The sequence below is a fragment of the Shewanella sp. KT0246 genome (genome assembly GCF_019654955.1).
Classification (GTDB): domain Bacteria; phylum Pseudomonadota; class Gammaproteobacteria; order Enterobacterales; family Shewanellaceae; genus Shewanella; species Shewanella goraebulensis.
The window spans coordinates 1-17,418 of sequence record NZ_BPEV01000043.1; the positions used below are offsets into that span (position 1 = coordinate 1).

The 17,418-nt window shown below is 42.1% G+C and carries 12 protein-coding genes and 3 tRNA genes; 14 read left to right on the plus strand and 1 reads right to left on the minus strand.

Annotation, left to right across the window (positions count from 1 at the left end; translation table 11 throughout):
- Positions 1-359 precede the first annotated feature (359 nt).
- Together murB and birA are read left to right on the plus strand one after the other, a co-directional pair.
- A complete protein-coding gene (gene murB, locus K5Q58_RS17550) occupies positions 360-1,373 on the plus strand; it encodes a UDP-N-acetylmuramate dehydrogenase (RefSeq protein WP_220755186.1) in 1,014 nt (337 codons plus the stop codon).
- On the plus strand, positions 1,373-2,332 hold the full coding sequence (gene birA, locus K5Q58_RS17555; RefSeq protein WP_220755187.1) for a bifunctional biotin--[acetyl-CoA-carboxylase] ligase/biotin operon repressor BirA: 960 nt from the start codon (positions 1,373-1,375) through the stop codon (positions 2,330-2,332). Before murB ends, birA begins: the two co-directional genes overlap by 1 nt.
- A 15-nt stretch (positions 2,333-2,347) precedes the next feature.
- On the opposite strand, the gene coaA is transcribed toward birA, so the two are convergent.
- Positions 2,348-3,298, minus strand: coding sequence for a type I pantothenate kinase (gene coaA, locus K5Q58_RS17560; RefSeq protein WP_220755188.1), 951 nt, complete (start codon positions 3,296-3,298; stop codon positions 2,348-2,350).
- 221 nt (positions 3,299-3,519) lie between these two features.
- Here coaA and K5Q58_RS17565 point away from each other — a divergent pair.
- From K5Q58_RS17565 to rpoC, 12 genes are all read left to right on the plus strand, one after another.
- A tRNA-Thr gene (locus tag K5Q58_RS17565) sits at positions 3,520-3,595 on the plus strand.
- Between the two features lie 7 nt (positions 3,596-3,602).
- Positions 3,603-3,687: transfer RNA gene (locus K5Q58_RS17570), tRNA-Tyr, on the plus strand.
- A gap of 36 nt (positions 3,688-3,723) precedes the next feature.
- Positions 3,724-3,797, plus strand: a tRNA-Gly gene (locus K5Q58_RS17575).
- A 191-nt stretch (positions 3,798-3,988) separates the two neighbouring features.
- Positions 3,989-5,173: an elongation factor Tu gene (gene tuf, locus K5Q58_RS17580; RefSeq protein ID WP_220755189.1), complete on the plus strand. Its 1,185-nt coding sequence runs from the start codon at positions 3,989-3,991 to the stop codon at positions 5,171-5,173.
- Positions 5,174-5,424: 251 nt separating this feature from the next.
- On the plus strand, positions 5,425-5,796 hold the full coding sequence (secE, locus tag K5Q58_RS17585) for a preprotein translocase subunit SecE (protein WP_220755190.1): 372 nt from the start codon (positions 5,425-5,427) through the stop codon (positions 5,794-5,796).
- Positions 5,797-5,804: 8 nt separating this feature from the next.
- Positions 5,805-6,356: a transcription termination/antitermination protein NusG gene (gene nusG / locus K5Q58_RS17590; RefSeq protein WP_153916628.1), complete on the plus strand. Its 552-nt coding sequence runs from the start codon at positions 5,805-5,807 to the stop codon at positions 6,354-6,356.
- Positions 6,357-6,484: 128 nt separating this feature from the next.
- Complete coding sequence (rplK, locus tag K5Q58_RS17595) at positions 6,485-6,913, plus strand: 50S ribosomal protein L11 (protein ID WP_055026515.1); 429 nt, start codon at positions 6,485-6,487, stop codon at positions 6,911-6,913.
- A 4-nt stretch (positions 6,914-6,917) separates the two neighbouring features.
- Complete coding sequence (rplA, locus tag K5Q58_RS17600) at positions 6,918-7,619, plus strand: 50S ribosomal protein L1 (RefSeq protein ID WP_220755191.1); 702 nt, start codon at positions 6,918-6,920, stop codon at positions 7,617-7,619.
- 257 nt (positions 7,620-7,876) lie between these two features.
- Positions 7,877-8,374 carry a 50S ribosomal protein L10 gene (gene rplJ / locus K5Q58_RS17605; RefSeq protein WP_220755192.1) on the plus strand — a complete coding sequence of 166 codons (498 nt, stop codon included), beginning with the start codon at positions 7,877-7,879 and terminating at the stop codon, positions 8,372-8,374.
- A 54-nt stretch (positions 8,375-8,428) separates the two neighbouring features.
- A complete protein-coding gene (gene rplL, locus K5Q58_RS17610) occupies positions 8,429-8,797 on the plus strand; it encodes a 50S ribosomal protein L7/L12 (protein ID WP_153916631.1) in 369 nt (122 codons plus the stop codon).
- A 240-nt stretch (positions 8,798-9,037) separates the two neighbouring features.
- The gene (rpoB, locus tag K5Q58_RS17615) at positions 9,038-13,069 is read left to right on the plus strand and encodes a DNA-directed RNA polymerase subunit beta (protein WP_220755193.1); all 4,032 of its coding nucleotides are present in this window, start codon (positions 9,038-9,040) and stop codon (positions 13,067-13,069) included.
- Between the two features lie 81 nt (positions 13,070-13,150).
- Entirely contained in the window at positions 13,151-17,371 is a 4,221-nt protein-coding gene (gene rpoC, locus K5Q58_RS17620; protein ID WP_220755194.1) for a DNA-directed RNA polymerase subunit beta', read from the plus strand.
- Positions 17,372-17,418: the final 47 nt, after the last annotated feature.

A 17,418-nucleotide genomic window follows, 5' to 3' on the forward strand; every position in this document is an offset into this window, starting at 1 on the left:
CGCCTAATTTCTCTTTTTAAGAGAGCAGATAGCCCGTTACTCACGTAACGGGCTTTTTTGTGTCTGTCATTTAAGATAAACATGTTCAGAAACGAAGCTAAAGCTCAAGTTTAGACATATCAACAGCTGACAGTGTGATTGATATGCCCATGTGAAAGTAGGTCATCGCCAAGCGCCTAATTTCTCTTTTCAAGAGAGCAGATAACCCGTGACTGACGTAACGTTTTTTGGGGCTAAAGTTAGTTATGTTTAGATGTGGTAATATTAAAAATTTAAAATTTATCCTCCATTACTTTGCCTAATAGTGTTATTAAAAATGGCAGGGTACAATAGCTCATCATTTTTCTAAGTATTCGTATATGTCTGTTAGCTTAAAACCCTTTAACACTCTATCTTTAGCGCAAAATTGCCAGCAGCTAGTTCAAGTTACTAGCATTGATGAATTTAAGGCAGTATATCTGAATGCTACTAGCCAAAATTCACCTGTGATGATTTTAGGTGGAGGCAGCAATGTTGTCTTCACCAGCGACTTCGATGGCGTGGTGATTAAAGTTGATACTAAAGGTATAGAGGTTTCTGAAGATAACCAATATTTTTATCTGACAGTACAGGCTGGCGAAAACTGGCATTCTTTTGTTCACTTTTGTTTGAAACATGGTTTTCACGGTTTAGAGAATCTAGCACTTATTCCAGGCTCTGTAGGAGCCTCACCAATTCAAAATATTGGTGCTTATGGTGTAGAAATGAATCAATTTTGCGAGCAAGTAGCCTATTTAGATTTAGATTGTTTCGACAGCTATACGTTAACTTCGGATAAATGCCACTTTGGTTACCGTGAATCTATTTTCAAGAGTGAACTTAAAAGCAAAGCGCTAATAACTGAAGTTCAATTCAAACTGCCTAAACTTTGGCAACCGAATTTAACATACGGGCCACTGCAGCATTTAAATATTGAAACAGTAACGCCTGAAGCAGTATTTGATGCCGTCTGTGAAGTAAGAAAGAGTAAATTGCCTGACCCATCAATAATTGGCAACGTTGGTAGTTTTTTTAAAAATCCTATTATAGAAGCCTCCGAGTATTTGGAGTTATTAAAAACATATTCTGATTTAGTTGGTTATGCACAGGCGGATGGAAAAATTAAGGTTGCAGCTGGCTGGTTGATAGATGAAGCAGGTTTGAAAGGGTTTAAGCAAGGGCGAGCTGCTGTACATGATAAGCAGGCGTTAGTGCTTGTTAATTTAGATACTGCAGTAGGTGCTGATATTTGTAACTTGGCTAATTCAATCATAGATATTGTGTTTACAAAATTTGGAATTCAATTAGAGCCTGAACCAAGAATTATTGGCTCAACAGGAGAGGTGACTTTGTAATGAATGAGCATTGGGATAAAAAGACACAGATCATCGAATTATTGGACCATAAAGAATATATCTCAGGTGAAGTAATCGCACAAAAAGTCGGCCTTTCTAGAACTGCTGTTAATAATCATATTGCCCAATTAGCTGATTATGGCGTTGATGTATTTAGTGTAAAAGGAAAGGGATATAAATTACCTAAACAGCTGCCGCTTTTTGATAAAACTAAGCTGATAGATAACATCGAAAATCGTTGCTTTTATTTCGACGAAATAGAAAGTACCAATGCATTTATGCTTCAGCATACCGATGAATTGAAAAATGGCGATATCTGTATCGCTGAGTTTCAATCAGCAGGTAGAGGCAGAAGAGGGAGGCAATGGATTTCTCCATATGGGCAACATGTTTATGCCTCAATGTTTTGGCGATTGAGCCAGGGTATGAATGCCGCGATGGGGTTGAGCCTTGTTGTAGCATGTTCAATTGTTAGCGCATTAAAAGAGTTTGATGTTGATGGCTTAGGCGTTAAATGGCCGAATGACATATATCGCGACAATAAGAAGCTTGCTGGTATTTTAATTGAGCTTTCTGGCCATTCAATTGATGAGTGTAACCTGGTGATAGGTTTCGGTATTAATATGAGCATGTCAGATCTGCATGCTCAATTGATTGATCAACCATGGAGTGACTTAACGTCCTTAAATTCAATGCCTGATAAGACTGCTATGTTGATCGCAATTCATAAGCAACTAAAAGTAGATTTGTCTCGTTTTGAATTAGAAGGTTTGGAACCTTTTATACCGCATTGGCAAGAGTACGATTTGTTTTATAATAAAGAAATTAGCTTATTGATGGCGCCGCAGTCGGTATCTGGAGTTTGTAAAGGCATAGACAAACAAGGAGCCGTCCTTGTTGAAACGGATGGTGTGATAAGCCCTTACATTGGCGGTGAGATAAGTCTAAGAGCAAAGTAGGGCAATAATTCTCAGCTATTTACGTAATAAAACGCGGTCGACCAGATGGTTGGCCGCTTTTTTTAGGATTAAATTTGCTCGCTCTCTACTAGGCTTGATGTTGGTCTGTAAGTTTGGTCCATTGATGGTATCCCAAATATGAGCAGCTGTAGCATTGGCTTCGTTATCAGAAAGCTGTGAGTAATGATGAAAGAACGAATTAGGGTCACTGAATGCTCCCTGCCTGAACTTTAAGAAGCGTTGTTGATACCATTCTTTTAATAGTGTTTCTTCTGCATCCACATATATTGAGAAGTCTACATAGTCAGACAGAAAGCTACTTCGACTTTCAGGGCTTGGGTCTAAAGCGGTTTGGAGTACGTTTAGGCCTTCAATAATCAAAATGTCTGGCTGGTTTATATTCTGAACTTGATCTGTTAACCGGTCGTACGTGACATGAGAATACAAAGGAGCACTAACATTAGGTTCACCTGCTTTAACTGCTGAAATAAAGTCGATGAGCATTTTCATGTCATAACTTTCAGGAAAACCTTTGCGTTTTAGTAGATTGTTATGTGTAAGCTCTGCTAATGGATATAAAAAACCATCAGTGGTTACCAGTTCGACTTTAGGATGTTCTGGCCAGCGTTGCAGAAGTGTTTGTAAAATTCGTGCTGTGGTACTTTTACCTACAGCGACGCTACCAGAAATACTGATGATATAGGGTGATTTTGTTGGCTTGTGATCTAAGAATTGATCAAGGACAACGCCGCGCTGTTGCTTTGAATCAATGATAAGGTTTAGTAATCGGCTAAGGGGTAGATATATGTCAGTAACTTCATCTAATGAGAGCTGTTCGTTCATGCCACGTAAGTTAGCTAACTCTTCTTCGCTGAGTGTCAAAGGCACAGAATTTCGTAATTCGGCCCATTGTTGGCGAAGAAATGAAAAATAAAGTGCTTGATGTAATGTATTGTTGGCTGTCATATCTTCCTTTCCTTAGGTCAGGCACAGTACACCACCAATTTATTTTGAACAATAGCTAAAGTCATCTTACTTATAGAGACTTGAACAAATTGCTTTATTTTTATCCTTCTTTAAGAAATAAAGCCCAAAAAAGCGACATTTAAGACTTTTTTTAGCTTTTTTATGCATTTCCTATTGCACTTGCGCCAACATTTACCTAATATCCGTTTCCGAAATGATTAGCCGGCATAGCTCAGTTGGTAGAGCAACTGACTTGTAATCAGTAGGTCCCGAGTTCGACTCTTGGTGCCGGCACCATTTTTCTGGAGGGGTTCCCGAGTGGCCAAAGGGATCAGACTGTAAATCTGACGGCTCAGCCTTCGAAGGTTCGAATCCTTCTCCCTCCACCATTTTTAAAGGTAGTTAGGTAGCCTTATTCAGGTTGCGCGGATGTCGTATAATGGTATTACTCCAGCCTTCCAAGCTGATAACGCGGGTTCGATTCCCGCCATCCGCTCCAAATTGCTGAACGACTTGATTGCTTAATAGTTCGTTTAAAAGAACTATTAAGTCAATCAAATCCTTTAAATCAGCACGCCCTGTCTTATGCTAAACTTAATCACCAAAAACTAATCGATTCGATGTCATTTCATGCATCGGATTTTTTCTATATGTGTTTTCATTACCAAGACTCTGGATTGAGGCAATATCATGGCTAAAGAAAAATTTGAACGTAGTAAACCACACGTAAACGTGGGTACAATTGGTCACGTTGACCATGGTAAAACTACTCTAACCGCTGCTATCTCAGCAGTATTGACCAAAGTCTACGGTGGTGAAGCTCGTGATTTCGCTCAAATCGATAACGCTCCAGAAGAGCGCGAGCGTGGTATTACAATTAATACTTCTCACATCGAATATGACACACCTACACGTCACTACGCACACGTAGATTGTCCTGGTCACGCCGATTATGTTAAAAACATGATTACTGGTGCTGCTCAAATGGACGGTGCTATCTTAGTAGTTGCTGCTACAGATGGTCCAATGCCACAAACACGTGAGCACATCCTGCTTTCACGTCAGGTTGGTGTACCTTTCATCATCGTATTCATGAACAAATGTGACATGGTTGACGATGAAGAACTACTTGAATTAGTAGAAATGGAAGTTCGTGAACTTCTTTCTGAGTATGACTTCCCAGGTGATGACTTACCAGTTATCCAAGGTTCTGCGCTTAAAGCTCTTGAAGGCGACGAAGCTTGGGAACCAAAGATCATCGAACTAGCTGAAGCTTTAGATTCGTACATCCCAGAGCCAGAGCGTGACATTGATAAGCCGTTCCTACTTCCTATTGAAGATGTTTTCTCAATTTCAGGTCGTGGTACAGTTGTTACTGGTCGTGTTGAGCGTGGTATCATCCGCGTTGGTGAAGAAGTTGAAATCGTTGGTGTTAAAGACACGACTAAGACTACTTGTACTGGTGTTGAAATGTTCCGCAAGCTTCTTGACGAAGGTCGTGCTGGCGAAAACTGTGGTGTTCTTTTACGTGGTACTAAGCGTGAAGATGTTGAGCGTGGTCAAGTATTGGCACAGCCAGGCACTATCACTCCTCACACTACATTCGAATCAGAAGTATACGTGTTAAGCAAAGAAGAAGGCGGACGTCACACTCCATTCTTCAAAGGCTACCGTCCACAGTTCTACTTCCGTACAACTGACGTAACTGGTACTATCGAGCTTCCAGAAGGCGTAGAAATGGTAATGCCTGGTGATAACATCAAGATGGTTGTTACACTAATCTACCCAATCGCGATGGACGACGGTTTACGTTTCGCTATCCGTGAAGGTGGCCGTACTGTTGGTGCTGGTGTTGTAGCTAAAATCGTTGCTTAATAGCGACCTTTAGTAAACACTTTAAAAAGGAAGCTTCGGCTTCCTTTTTTTGTTTTACAGATTTTTTTTAAGTTTTGCTTATGTTCTCTAGTGTCGACCTTGCGAACTGACGAGAATAAGAATACAATCTATGGCCGATTTTTGACCCTGAGCTGATGCTTTTCGTGGCTAAACTCGGAAGTACTATTTGATAAAATGGTACATATTTATCAAATTTAAGCTCAGGTCTTAGTGAGTAACGGAACCAACCGATGACGACAAATACTGAAAACCAGAATAATCCTCTGGATATTGTTAAGTGGGGCATTGCAGTTATATTGATTGCCGCCGCTGTTATTGGCAACCAAGCATTTGGCGAAGCCAGTGTTGTAGTACGCGCATTAGGCGTAATTGTTGCCTTTGTTATTGCAGGCTTTATTGCTCTGCAAACTGTGAAAGGTAAAGAAGCTTTATCTTTCGCTCGTGAAGCTCACATTGAAGTACGTAAAGTGGTTTGGCCTACGCGTCAAGAAGCGCTAAACACAACATTCATTGTTCTTGCTGCAACAGCTGTCGTAGCCGTTATCCTTTGGGGTTTCGACTGGGTACTATTGCGCGTTGTTAACCTAATTACTGGCGTATAGGCATTTACATGACTGAAGCAACAGAAGCTAAAAAAAGATGGTATGTCATTCAAGCATTCTCTGGCTATGAAGGCCGAGTGGTAAAAACTTTGCTTGAACATATTAAGATGCACAACATGGAAGATTACTTCGCAGAGGTTCTTGTACCGACTGAAGAAGTAGTTGAAATGCGTGATGGTCAACGTCGCAAAAGCGAACGTAAATTCTTTCCTGGCTATGTATTAGTCCAGATGGAAATGAATGACGAAAGCTGGCACTTAGTGAAAAGCATTCCTCGCGTAATGGGCTTCATTGGTGGAACATCAGATCGTCCAGCACCTATTTCAGATAGAGAAGCGGATGCCATTCTTCAGCGTTTACAAGATACCGTCGAGTCACCAACTCATCGCGTTATGTTTGAACCTGGTGAAGTTGTTCGTGTTAACGATGGTCCATTTGCTGACTTTAATGGCACTATCGAAGAAGTTGATTACGATAAAAACCGTGTCAAGGTTTCAGTAATGATCTTCGGTCGTTCAACTCCTGTAGAGTTAGACTTCCAGCAAGTTGAAAAGAACTGATTAAATTAAATACAAATAGTGTTTGTTTGCGGGTGCGGATTTTAGTATAATCCGCACCCGTTGTTTTCAAGGGGAGCTCATTGGCATGTAGCCGATAGCGTTTGAACCCAAATTGAGGAAATGTCGACATGGCAAAGAAAATTGAAGCTTATATTAAGCTACAAGTAGCAGCCGGTGCTGCAAACCCGTCTCCACCAGTTGGTCCTGCTCTAGGTCAAAAAGGTGTGAACATCATGGAATTCTGTAAAGCATTCAACGCTCGTACTGAAAAGTTCGACAAAGGTATGCCGATTCCTGTAGTTATCACTGTATACAACGATCGTTCTTTCACGTTCGAAACTAAGACTCCTCCAGCATCTTTCTTATTGTTGAAAGCTGCCGGTCTAAAGTCTGGTTCTGGCCGTCCAAATACCGAGAAAGTTGGAACTATCAAGCGCAGCGCTGTTCAGGAAATTGCTGAAACTAAAGCGGCTGATATGACTGGTGCTGATGTTGAAGCTATGATGCGTTCAATTGAAGGTACTGCACGTTCAATGGGTTTGGTAGTAGAGGACTAATATAATGGCAAAGCTAACTAAGCGCATGCGCGTAATCCGCGAGAAAATCGACGGAACTAAAAGCTACGATATCAATGAAGCTGTTTCTTTATTAAAAGAACTTGCTACTGCTAAATTCGTAGAAAGTGTTGACGTTGCTGTTAACCTAGGTATTGACCCTCGTAAATCAGACCAAAACGTTCGTGGCGCTACAGTATTACCACATGGTACTGGCCGTGAAGTTCGTGTTGCTGTGTTCACACAGGGCGCAAACGCTGAAGCAGCTAAAGAAGCTGGTGCAGAGTTAGTTGGTATGGACGAGCTAGCTGCACAAGTTAAAGCTGGCGAAATGAACTTCGACGTAGTGATCGCATCTCCAGATGCAATGCGCGTTGTTGGTCAGTTAGGTCAAATCTTAGGCCCACGTGGTCTAATGCCTAACCCTAAAACTGGTACAGTAACGCCAAACGTTGCTGATGCAGTTAAAAATGCCAAAGCCGGTCAAGTTCGTTACCGTAACGACAAGAATGGTATTATCCACACTACTATCGGTAAAGTGGATTTTGAACCAGCACAGCTTAAAGAAAACTTAGAAGCGTTAGTCGCAGCACTGAAAAAGGCTAAGCCTGCAGTTGCTAAAGGTGTATACGTGAAAAAAGTCAGCATCTCTACCACTATGGGTGCAGGTGTTGTGGTTGACCAAGCTACATTGGAAGACCTTAAGTAATATACAAAGTGAGTGGGTTAGTGTATAATCCGCGCACTTTGTGGGTTGAGGTCTGTTTTTGACAACGTTAAAAACAGATTTCCGTCCAAGACCGTAGGTGTTTTCTTAGGATAACTTAATTTCCTACGTAGACGGTGTCAGACCCCCCAGATAGATTTTGTTCTGCTGGAAATCTGCACCGTAAGTCGTTAAACACATAAGTGTTTAATATGGTAAATACTAGGGATATCCCTAGGTAGAATCCAGGAGTAAAGCCAATGGCATTAAGACTCGAAGACAAAAAAGCGATTGTTGCTGAAGTCAACGAAGCAGCCAAAGGTGCTTTATCTGCAGTTGTTGCCGATTCACGCGGTGTAACTGTAGGTGAGATGACCGGTCTGCGTAAAGCAGCTCGTGAAGCTGGTGTTTATGTACGCGTAGTACGTAATACATTAGTTAAACGCGCTGTAGCTGGTACTGATTTTGAGTGCCTGTCTGACACGTTTACTGGTCCTACTTTAATTGCATTTTCTACTGAGCACCCAGGTGCTGCAGCGCGTCTTCTAAAAGATTTCGCAACTGCACAAGAAAAGTTTGAAATTAAAGCAGCAGCCTTTGAAGGGGAAGTAATCCCTGCAGCAGATATTGATCGTTTAGCGAAATTACCAACTTACGACGAAGCACTAGCTCAGTTGATGATGACTATGAAAGAAGCATCTGCTGGCAAGTTTGTTCGTACATTGGCCGCTCTTCGCGATCAAAAAGAAGCAGCATAATATTTTATTAGCCGCTTAAATTAATTGAATTCAGTACAATAGGAATTTTTTGTTATGTCTATCACAAAAGACCAAATCTTAGAAGCTTTCGCAGAAATGTCTGTAATGGAAGTTGTTGAACTAATCGAAGCAATGGAAGAAAAATTCGGCGTTTCTGCTGCAGCTGCTGCTGTTGCTGTTGGCGGCGACGCTGGCGGTGCTGCTGCTGAGCAAACCGAATTTGACGTTGTTATGACTTCATTCGGTGCTAACAAAGTTGCTGTAATTAAAGCACTTCGTGGCGCTACAGGTCTTGGCCTGAAAGAAGCTAAAGCAATGGCTGAGTCTGCACCAGTTGCAGTTAAAGAAGCTATCACTAAAGAAGAAGCAGAAGCCCTTAAAGGCGATTTAGAAGCTGCTGGCGCTGAAGTAGAAGTTAAGTAAGTTATACTCTAACTTACCACCTCCCGAGTAATCGGGCGGAGGCTGGCGGTTTTTTAACCGTCGGCCTTTTTTGCGCTATATGCGCAGGCGATTTTTTATTCACCGTTTGTCGCCAGTTATTAGCAGTTCCTAGCAGAGATTACTGGTTAGGTTCTTGCCATCAACGGTGATGGGCAAACGTGCTGATTTAATCTTTGTATTATTTCAGTCTTGGTCACATCTCGTAAGTAGAGGAAACCCATGGTTTACTCCTATTCTGAAAAGAAGCGTATTCGTAAAGACTTTGGCAAACGTCCAAAAGTTTTGGATATTCCGTACCTGTTGTCTATTCAATTAGACTCTTTTAAGAAGTTCACCGATCAAGATCCTACGGGTGAACGCGGCTTTGAAGCTGCATTCCGTAGCGTTTTTCCCATCAAGAGCTTTTCTGGCAACTCTGAACTGCAATATGTCAGTTACAAGCTAGGCGAGCCAGTTTTTGATGTGAAAGAGTGTCAGATCCGCGGTGTTACATATTCAGCTCCATTACGCGTTAAACTGCGTATGGTTTTATATGACCGTGAAGCTGCACCAGGCACAGTTAAAGATATTAAAGAACAAGAAGTCTATATGGGTGATATCCCATTAATGACTGATAATGGTACTTTTGTTATCAATGGTACTGAGCGTGTTATCGTGTCTCAGTTACACCGTTCTCCAGGTGTATTCTTTGATCATGACCGTGGTAAAACCCACTCTTCTGGTAAGGTGCTTTATAACGCACGTATTATTCCTTACCGTGGTTCATGGCTTGACTTTGAATTTGATCCAAAAGATGCCTTATTTGTACGTATTGACCGTCGCCGTAAATTACCAGCGACTATCATCTTACGTGCATTAGAGTTTTCAACTCAAGAAATCTTAGACTTATTCTTTGAACGTATTGAGTTCAAGATTAAGCAAGATTCACTTGTTATGGCACTTGTGCCAGATCGCCTTCGTGGTGAGACTGCAAGCTATGACATCAAAGACTCGGATGGCAACTTATTAGTTGAAACTGGTCGTCGTATTACTGCTCGTCACATCAGACAGCTTGAAAAATCCAACACAACTGAACTTGAAGTACCAGTTGATTACATTGTTGGTAAATATGCTGCTCAAGATTACATTGATGAAGATACTGGTGAAGTACTTGTTAGCGCAAATGCTGAAATCACCCTTGAAGACCTAGCTAAACTTTCTTTAGCGGGTATTAAAGAAGTTGATACTTTGTTTATCAACGATCTTGATCATGGTGCATATATCTCAGACACATTACGTATTGATTCTACAACTAACCGCTTAGAAGCATTAGTTGAAATCTACCGCATGATGCGTCCTGGTGAGCCACCAACCAAAGATGCAGCTGAAGGCTTATTCCAGAACTTGTTCTTCAGTGAAGAACGTTATGACTTATCTAAAGTAGGTCGTATGAAGTTCAACCGTCGTCTTGAGATTTCTGAAGATGAAGGTGCAGGCGTACTGTCTAAAGAAGACATCGTACACGTTATGAAGAAAATCATCGAAATCCGTAACGGTTACGATGAAGTCGACGATATTGACCATCTAGGTAACCGTCGTATTCGTAGCGTTGGTGAAATGGCTGAAAACCAATTCCGTGTTGGTCTAGTTCGTGTTGAGCGTGCTGTTCGTGAACGTCTATCTTTAGGCGATCTGAATGAGCTTATGCCACAAGATCTAATCAATGCTAAGCCTATTTCTGCGGCTGTGAAAGAATTCTTTGGTTCTTCGCAATTGTCACAGTTTATGGACCAAAACAACCCGTTGTCAGAAGTGACGCATAAGCGTCGTATCTCGGCACTTGGTCCTGGTGGTTTAACACGTGAACGTGCTGGTTTCGAAGTACGTGACGTGCATCCAACTCACTACGGTCGTTTATGTCCAATCGAAACGCCAGAGGGACCAAACATTGGTCTAATTAACTCGTTGGCAAGTTTCGCTCGTACTAACTCGTATGGCTTCCTAGAAACGCCTTATCGTAAGGTTGTTGATTGTGTGGTTACTGATGAAGTTGAATACTTATCAGCAATCGAAGAAGGCCGTTATGTGATTGCGCAGGCAAACATCGAAATTGATTCTTCAAACCGTATGCTTGAAGAGCAAATCGCATGTCGTCATAAAGGTGAATCTACCTTTATGCGTGCTGCTGATATCCAATATATGGATGTATCACCACAACAGATCATTTCTGTTGCGGCATCACTTATTCCGTTCTTAGAACACGATGATGCTAACCGTGCATTGATGGGTGCAAACATGCAACGTCAAGCCGTACCTACTTTAAGAGCTGATAAGCCTCTTGTTGGTACTGGTATTGAGCGTACACTTGCTGTTGACTCAGGTGTTGTTGTAGCTGCGAAGCGTGGCGGTGTTATCGACTATGTTGATGCTAGCCGTATCGTAGTGAAAGTTAACGAAGCAGAATTGACTCCAGGTGAAGCTGGTATCGATATCTACAACTTGACTAAATACACTCGTTCTAACCAAAACACTTGTATTAACCAACGTCCTTGTTGTTCTGTTGGTGATCCAATTGTTCGTGGTGATGTATTAGCCGATGGCCCGTCTACCGATTTAGGTGACTTGGCTCTTGGTCAAAATATGCGTATCGCATTCATGCCTTGGAACGGTTATAACTTCGAAGATTCGATCTTAATCTCTGAGCGCGTAGCGCAAGAGGATCGTTTCACTACTATTCATATCCAAGAGCTTTCATGTATTGCTCGTGATACGAAATTAGGTAGCGAAGAAATTACTGCTGATATTCCAAATGTAGGTGAATCTGCACTGTCTAAACTAGATGAGTCAGGTATCGTTTACATCGGTGCAGAAGTTAAAGGCGGCGACATTCTAGTTGGTAAAGTGACACCTAAAGGTGAAACCCAGCTGACTCCAGAAGAGAAGCTTTTGCGTGCAATCTTCGGTGAAAAAGCTTCTGACGTTAAGGACAGCTCATTACGTGTCCCTAACTCAGTTAAAGGGACTATCATCGATGTTCAAGTTTTCACTCGTGACGGTATCGAAAAAGATAAACGTGCGCTTGAAATTGAAGAGATGCATGTTAGCCAAGCGCGTAAAGATTTAGGCGAAGAGTTCGAAATCCTTGAAGAAGGTGTTTTGAGCCGTGCACGTAATTTATTACTATCTGTTGGTTTCTCTCAAGCTAAATTAGCTGAGTTACCACGTAAAGATGTATTAATTCAAGTTATCGATGACGAAGTTAAGCAAACTGAGCTTGAGCAATTAGCCGAGCAACATGAAGAGCTTAAAGCTGACTTCGATAAGAAGTTTGAAGTTAAACGTCGCAAAATCACCCAAGGTGATGACTTAGCACCTGGCGTACTTAAGATTGTTAAGGTTTACCTTGCAGTTAAACGTACTATCCAGCCTGGTGATAAGATGGCGGGTCGTCACGGTAACAAAGGTGTAATCTCTAAGATTTGCCCTATCGAAGACATGCCATACGATGAAACTGGTGATCCAGTTGATATCGTACTAAACCCATTGGGCGTACCATCGCGTATGAACATTGGTCAGGTACTAGAAGTTCACTTAGGTGCTGCAGCTAAGGGTATCGGTAATCGTATTACTGCTATGCTTGAAGAGCAACGTGAACTTGCTGAACTGCGCGACTACATCCGCCAAGTATATGAATTAGGTGACGAAGTTCTACAGAAAGTCGACATCAACTCATTCACTGACGATGAAGTATTGCGTCTGGCTAAAAACCTTAAAGGTGGTTTACCAGTTGCTACGCCAGCTTTCGATGGTGCTAAAGAGAAAGAGATCAAGCAAATGCTTGAACTTGCAGGCTTACCTGATTCTGGCCAGTTAACATTATGTGACGGCCGTACCGGTAACGAATTTGAGCGTAAAGTAACTGTTGGTTACATGTACATGCTCAAATTGAACCACTTAGTTGATGACAAGATGCACGCCCGTTCTACCGGTTCGTACAGCTTAGTTACACAACAACCATTGGGCGGTAAAGCTCAATTCGGTGGTCAGCGTTTCGGTGAGATGGAAGTATGGGCACTAGAAGCATACGGTGCTGCATATACTCTTCAGGAAATGCTAACGGTTAAATCAGATGACGTTAATGGTCGTACTCAGATGTATAAAAACATCGTCGACGGTAACCATCAGATGCACCCAGGCATGCCTGAGTCTTTCAACGTATTGTTGAAGGAAATTCGTTCACTTGGTATTAATATCGAGTTGGATCAAGAGTAAGCATCGCTCTTAAGCAATGTTTGGTAACCAAGGATGCTTTGCTTAGCAAAGCATCTGGTTTAACTCCTTCAGGAGAGAAACGTGAAAGACTTATTAAAGTTTCTTAAACAGCAAAGTAAGACTGAAGAATTTAACGGTATTAAAATTGGTTTGGCTTCGCCAGACCTAATCCGTTCTTGGTCTTTTGGTGAAGTTAAAAAGCCAGAAACCATTAACTACCGTACTTTCAAACCTGAGCGTGAAGGTTTGTTCTGTGCGCGTATTTTCGGTCCTGTAAAAGATTACGAATGTTTGTGTGGTAAATACAAACGTTTAAAGCACCGTGGTGTTATTTGTGAGAAGTGTGGCGTTGAAGTTACACAGACTAAAGTACGTCGTGAGCGTATGGGTCATATTGATCTTGCAAGCCCTGTTGCCCATATTTGGTTCTTGAAATCACTTCCGAGTCGTATCGGTTTGATGCTTGATATGACATTACGTGATATTGAACGCGTACTGTACTTTGAATCATTTGTAGTGATCGAGCCTGGCATGACCAGCCTTGAACGCGGCCAAATGCTGACAGAAGAAACATATCTTGATGCATTAGAAGAATACGGTGACGAGTTCGAAGCTAAAATGGGTGCTGAAGCAGTCTTAGACTTGCTACGTGCTATCAATTTAGAAGAACAAATTGATCAAATGCGTGAAGAGTTACCGTCAATTAACTCTGAAACCCGTCGTAAGAAGGTCACTAAGCGCCTTAAACTGATGGAAGCATTCTTCACTTCTGGCAACAAGCCTGAGTGGATGATCTTAAAAGTTTTACCAGTTCTACCACCTGATTTACGTCCTCTAGTTCCACTAGATGGCGGACGTTTTGCTACGTCTGATTTGAACGACCTTTACCGTCGTGTAATCAACCGTAACAACCGTCTAAAACGACTATTGGATCTAGCTGCACCAGACATTATCGTACGTAACGAAAAGCGTATGTTACAAGAGTCTGTTGATGCGCTATTAGATAATGGTCGTCGTGGTCGTGCTATTACAGGTTCTAACAAGCGTCCTCTTAAATCTTTGGCTGATATGATCAAAGGTAAGCAAGGTCGTTTCCGTCAGAACTTACTTGGTAAGCGTGTAGATTACTCTGGTCGTTCGGTTATTACCGTAGGTCCTACTTTACGTCTGCATCAGTGTGGTCTTCCTAAGAAGATGGCACTTGAGCTATTCAAACCATTCATCTATGGCAAATTAGAAGGTCGCGGTTTAGCTACGACTATTAAAGCTGCTAAGAAAATGGTTGAACGTGAACAAGCAGAAGTATGGGATGTACTAGACGAAGTTATTCGTGAACATCCAGTAATGCTAAACCGTGCACCAACACTTCATAGACTGGGTATTCAAGCATTTGAGCCAGTTCTTATTGAAGGTAAAGCAATCCAATTGCATCCATTAGTATGTGCGGCATATAACGCCGACTTCGATGGTGACCAAATGGCTGTGCACGTACCGTTAACGCTTGAAGCTCAATTAGAAGCACGCTCGTTAATGATGTCGACTAACAACATTCTTTCTCCAGCAAATGGTGAGCCTGTAATTACTCCGTCACAAGACGTTGTATTAGGTCTTTACTACACGAGCCGTGAATGTGTTAACGGTCGCGGTGAAGGTATGGCATTTATGTCAGTTGATGAAGTTGAAAAGGCTTACGCTACCGGCGCTGCAGAATTGCATGCTCGCGTTAAAGTTCGTTTAACTGAAACAAAAATTGATGCTAACGGCGAGAAAACACAAACTCTGAATGTAGTAGATACTACAGTCGGTCGTGCGTTGTTATCGCAGATCCTGCCAGAAGGCTTACCATTTGAACTGGTTAACCAGAACATGGGTAAGAAGCAGATCTCGAAATTGCTGAATACTTGTTACCGTACATTAGGCCTTAAAGATACTGTTATCTTCGCTGACCAATTAATGTATACCGGTTTCCGTTATGCGACTATCTCAGGTGCCTCTGTTGGTATCAACGATATGGTTATTCCGGATGAGAAGTATACTTTAGTTGAAGAAGCTGAACGTGAAGTGCTTGAAATTCAAGAGCAGTTCCAATCAGGTCTAGTTACCGCTGGTGAGCGTTACAACAAAGTTATCGATATTTGGGCAAGCACCAACGATAAAATCTCTAAAGCGATGATGGACAACTTGAAAAAAGAAGTTGTTATTAATCGTGATGGCGAAGAAGAAGAGCAAGATTCGTTTAACAGCATCTATATGATGGCTGACTCGGGGGCTCGTGGTAGTGCTGCACAGATTCGTCAGTTAGCGGGTATGCGTGGTCTGATGGCTAAGCCGGATGGCTCAATCATCGAAACCCCAATTACTGCGAACTTCCGTGAAGGTCTGAACGTATCACAATACTTCATCTCTACTCACGGGGCGCGTAAAGGTCTTGCCGATACCGCACTTAAAACAGCTAACTCGGGTTACCTAACTCGTCGTCTTGTTGATGTTGCACAAGATTTAGTTGTAATTGAAGATGATTGTGGTTCAGTGGGTGGCTTAACTATGAAGCCGTTGATCGAAGGTGGTGATGTTAAAGAGCCGCTTCGTGAACGTGTTCTAGGTCGCGTAGTGTCTGTTGACGTACTTGAGCCTGGTACTGAAAAAGTACTTGCTCCACGTAACACATTGCTAGATGAAGCTTGGTGTGATCTATTAGAAGAGCATAGCGTCGATGAAGTTATCGTTCGTTCTGTTATTTCTTGTGAAACCGACTTTGGTGTATGTGCTGCTTGTTACGGTCGTGATTTAGCACGTGGTCATATCATTAACCACGGTGAAGCAATCGGTGTTGTAGCTGCTCAATCAATTGGTGAGCCAGGTACACAGCTTACGATGCGTACCTTCCATATTGGTGGTGCAGCGTCTCGTGACTCAGCTGATAACAATGTTCAAGTTAAAAACAGTGGTACTCTGAAGTTACATAACGCAAAACACGTTACTAGCATCGAGAACAAACTAGTTATCGTATCGCGCTCTTCTGAAGTTGCGATTATTGATGAACTTGGTCGTGAGAAAGAACGTTACCGTGTACCTTATGGTACGGTGCTAGAGCAACTAGAAGATACGGAAGTGACTTCAGGCGCAATTATTGCGAACTGGGATCCACATACTCACCCTATCATTTCAGAAGTTGCTGGTACGGTTAAATTTGTCGACATGATTGAAGGCGTTACTATGACGCGTCAAACAGACGACTTAACTGGTCTTTCTTCGGTTGTTGTTATTGATCCAGGTGCTCGTCCTACAGCAGGTAAAGAAATGCGTCCAGCTATCCGTCTAATCGACGCTGCTGGCAATGATCTTATGATCCCTGGTACTGACGTACCAGCGCAATACTTCTTACCGGGTAACGCGATTGTAGCTAAAGATGATAACGCGCAAATCAACGTTGGTGACGCATTAGCACGTATTCCTCAAGAATCGTCTAAAACACGCGATATTACCGGTGGTCTGCCACGAGTTGCTGACTTGTTCGAAGCTCGTAAGCCAAAAGAACCCGCTATTCTTGCTGAAATCTCAGGTACCATCTCGTTTGGTAAAGAGACAAAAGGTAAAGTACGCCTAGTCATCAGCCCAGCTGATGGTAGCGAGCACTACGAAGAGATGATTCCTAAATGGCGTAATCTTAATGTGTTCGAAGGTGAAAAAGTTGAACGTGGTGAAGTTATTGCTGATGGCCCTGAAGCTGCACATGACATCTTACGTTTACGTGGTATCCATCATGTTGCTAACTACATTGTTGATGAAGTCCAAGACGTTTACCGTCTACAGGGTGTAAAAATCAATGATAAGCATATTGAAGTTATCATTCGCCAAATGCTACGTAAGTGTTTAATCACTGATGCTGGTGATTCAAACTTCTTAGAAGGCGAACAAGCAGAAGTTTCTCGCGTGAAGATTGCTAACCGTGAGCTTGAAGCTCAAGGTAAAGCACCTGCGAAGTTTGAGCGTGAATTATTAGGTATTACCAAAGCTTCTTTGGCTACTGAATCATTCATCTCAGCTGCATCGTTCCAAGAAACGACGCGTGTACTGACTGAAGCTGCTGTTGGTGGTAAGAGTGACCAATTGCGTGGTCTGAAAGAAAACGTAATTGTTGGTCGTCTAATCCCAGCTGGTACAGGTTATGCGTATCACACCGCTCGTAACGAAGCGCGTGCTAATGTTAAAGATGAAGGTGCAGAAGCACCAGTAATCACTGCAAGTGAAGCAGAGAAAAACTTAGCCGACTTACTTAACTTGGCCGGAAGTGCTGACTAAAGTAAACGTTATGTTAAAAAAAGGCGCCTTTGGCGCCTTTTTTATTG